3 protein-coding genes are annotated in these 3,031 nt (G+C 38.7%); 1 reads left to right on the forward strand and 2 read right to left on the reverse strand.

Annotated elements, in window-relative coordinates:
- Window positions 1–319: 319 nt before the first annotated feature.
- Together pssA and B7C60_RS00555 are read right to left on the reverse strand one after the other, a co-directional pair.
- The gene (pssA, locus tag B7C60_RS00550) at window positions 320–1,660 is read right to left on the reverse strand and encodes a CDP-diacylglycerol--serine O-phosphatidyltransferase (protein WP_099609989.1); all 1,341 of its coding nucleotides are present in this window, start codon (window positions 1,658–1,660) and stop codon (window positions 320–322) included.
- 102 nt (window positions 1,661–1,762) lie between these two features.
- Window positions 1,763–2,185 carry a GNAT family N-acetyltransferase gene (locus B7C60_RS00555; protein ID WP_099609990.1) on the reverse strand — a complete coding sequence of 141 codons (423 nt, stop codon included), beginning with the start codon at window positions 2,183–2,185 and terminating at the stop codon, window positions 1,763–1,765.
- A gap of 65 nt (window positions 2,186–2,250) precedes the next feature.
- Here B7C60_RS00555 and murB point away from each other — a divergent pair.
- Window positions 2,251–3,031: UDP-N-acetylmuramate dehydrogenase (gene murB / locus B7C60_RS00560; protein ID WP_245868344.1), on the forward strand; the 781-nt coding region annotated here is incomplete at its 3' end.

Here is a 3,031-nt window from a genome sequence, read left to right on the forward strand (position 1 = left end):
TTGACTGGCGAGCTTTTTAAAGTTGATATTATTAAGGCTATTCATGATGAATGACGGTAGTAGTTAAATAGCCTTAATTAGATCATATTTTTATTTAGATTGGTATAACCCTGGTGAGTAGGGAGGAAGCTTGATCACGCTGATATTATGGAAGTGATCGGCAATATCGCAGGTATGCTAGCTTGCGCCATCCATAGCGACCACCGCATGACGACCTTTTTCTATCCAAACAACTTGGAGTTTCAGGTAGTCGGCAAGTGAGTAAATCCATCCTGATATTGAATGGAGTTAATTAGATCATCTATTTATTTAGATTGTATTAAAGGATTTGCTTTAATACTCTATCGGCTTTCACTCGAGTGACTCTTCTTATCAACTTCTGTACGGTATCTGGATAATTGTCTAGTTTTTCTATTTGTTTATAGGTGCAAACTAACTGTGTATGCTGCAGAATATTTTCCATCTCTTGTTCAAATTTTGCGGTGAGATGTTGGTTTTCATCTTTAATTAGAATGGCGTTTTCTAAATCGAGTTTCCACGCTCGAGGATTCAGATTATTCCCTGTAATTAACATATAGCGCTTATCAACCCAAATTCCTTTCAGATGGAAGCTATTATCCGCATCTTTCCATAAATGTATGGATAATTTTCGGCTAGCAATATTGGCTTCATTAATTTTGGCAAATCTACGTAGATTTAGCTCGTATAAATAGGGAAGCCCACCGATGGTTTTGAATGTCTCTTGCGGTGGAATGTAGAAATCATTGGCTGTTTTATCGCCTACAATCAAATGAACACTAACACCACGTTTAAGGGCTTTTTTTACTTCTTTCGCCACAGACTTAGGAAAGTTAAAATAAGGTGTACAGATGAAAATTTCTTCGTTTGCTTGGGCTATCAAATCTACAATAGTTTGATTGAGATGATTGCGACGTTTACCTATACCAACCAGTGGTGTCACCGCAACTTGACTTGAAGCTACTTTTTCCGGCTTAAAAGGGTAGTTAGCGAGTGCTAGTGCGGCTCGAAATTGTCGAATATCAAACTTTATATCTTTCGTTTTGGGTTTATTGTCACAGGCTAGATCGTTAACCGCTGGGTGCTCAAGCATTTCTCGCTGAATAAAGGTCACCATACTATCGGCAAGCGTTTTATTTTCTAGCGTATGGTAGCGGTCAAAGCGATAACGTGAATGATAATGTAAATAAACATTATTGATACTCGCTCCACTATAGATGACTTGATCATCAATAATAAAGCCTTTTAGGTGTAAGACACCAAAAACTTCTTTTCCTCGGACAGGGATACCATAAACCGGAATACAATGGCTATATTGTTTTTGTAAGGAGCAATAAAGAGCAGCGTTCCCGGTTGAATTTTGTGCACCAATTAGGCCTCTCTGAGCTCTATGCCAGTCGACACAAATAATAATATCTAACCCCGGATTACGTTGTTTGGCTTGGTAAAGCTCGGTGAGTATTTCTCTTCCGGCTTCATCATCTTCGAGATATAACGCAACAATATAGATACGTTTGCTAGCTTGACGAATGGAGTCAATAAGATGGGTTCTGAACTCTTTCGCTGAAAACAATACACGAAACTTGCTGGGGTCTTGTGCAATAGCGGGCAGTTGTTCGAATGTATTTCTACGAGCCATCATAGTGATGCTTTACCTTACGTATGTACAAAATTGCGAGCTGAGAATCTTACCAAAATAGTATAATTAAAGGCTAGAAAAGAGGCTGTTTTTTAACATAAATCATTAAATATACTGCATTGGAATGAGATTTTTTCCGTTTGACTGATATCGTTGTAACAGGGCTTGCAATTCTGTTGGTAGTTGCTCTGGTTTTAGAGCATAAAAATTGCCTTTATTATAAAAGGATGTCAGATGCGTGTATGCAAAACAATAGTCTAAATGTTTCATAATGTTTTGTTGACAATAGATTAATAATTGCTGACCGATGCCTTGCCCTCTTAGATCGCTTGCCACCGCCATGCCGGTTAATAATCGGTACTGTGCAATAGAGCGAAACCGCACGACTGCCTTTATCTCTCCTTGTTGATAAGCAGCGATAGTTAATTCGTCGCTTTTGGGTTTAGCGGTTGAGTAGTGCAGTTTGTAGAAACGTTTGATTAACGGTAACTTCACGGTTTCTATCTGTTCAAACTGTAGAGTAAGCATTTGTATCTGGCTTCATAGAGTATCTATTGTAGAATGAACTTAGGTTAATTTATTTAAAGAATGTCATGCAATTACATCATAGCGCAAATCTTCAAGCCTACCATACCTTTAATATCCAAGAATCATGTAAATGGTTAGCTATTGTTAATTCGGTTGATGAAATCATACGTATCTATCAAAATGATGAGTTAAAAAAAGAACCTAAATTAGTTCTGGGCAAAGGGAGTAATGTGCTCTTTACCGAGCCCTATCAAGGGTTAGTAATTATCAATCGTTTATCTGGAATTGATCATACAGAAGATATGCATCATCATTTTTTACATATCGCTGGTGGTGAGGATTGGCCAGCGTTGGTTGACTGGTGTATTGCGCATCGGATTGCTGGATTGGAAAACTTAGCATTGATACCTGGTTGCGCAGGCTCGGCACCAATTCAAAATATTGGTGCCTATGGTGTCGAATTTAAAGATGTCTGCCAGTATGTGGACTACTTATGTCTCAAAACCTTTCGCATTAAGCGATTAAGCCGTTCAGAATGTCAATTCGGCTATCGAGACTCTATTTTTAAACACGCGCTCAGTAATAAAGCGATTATTATCGCGGTAGGTTTAATGCTGTCTAAGTCATGGACTCCGAATCTTTCTTATGGCCCTTTAAAAAGCTTACCTGCCGATTGTTCTGCCGATGATATTTACCGTCTCGTATGTCAGGTCAGAAAAGAAAAACTCCCCGATCCGAGAGAAAGTGGTAATGCGGGTAGTTTTTTTAAGAATCCGATTATTAGCTTGGAGCGCTATCATCAGTTAAAGCGCCAATTCCCAGAGATGGTCGCTCATCCAACCAATG

Origin of the sequence: Vibrio fujianensis, assembly GCF_002749895.1 — a bacterium.
Lineage (GTDB): Bacteria > Pseudomonadota > Gammaproteobacteria > Enterobacterales > Vibrionaceae > Vibrio > Vibrio fujianensis.

Excerpts from the sequence above, each read along its gene's own strand:
- pssA (WP_099609989.1), bottom strand. The coding sequence starts at position 1,660 with ATGATGGCTCGTAGAAATACATTCGAACAACTGCCCGCTATTGCACAA.
- B7C60_RS00555 (WP_099609990.1), bottom strand. The coding sequence starts at position 2,185 with ATGCTTACTCTACAGTTTGAACAGATAGAAACCGTGAAGTTACCGTTA.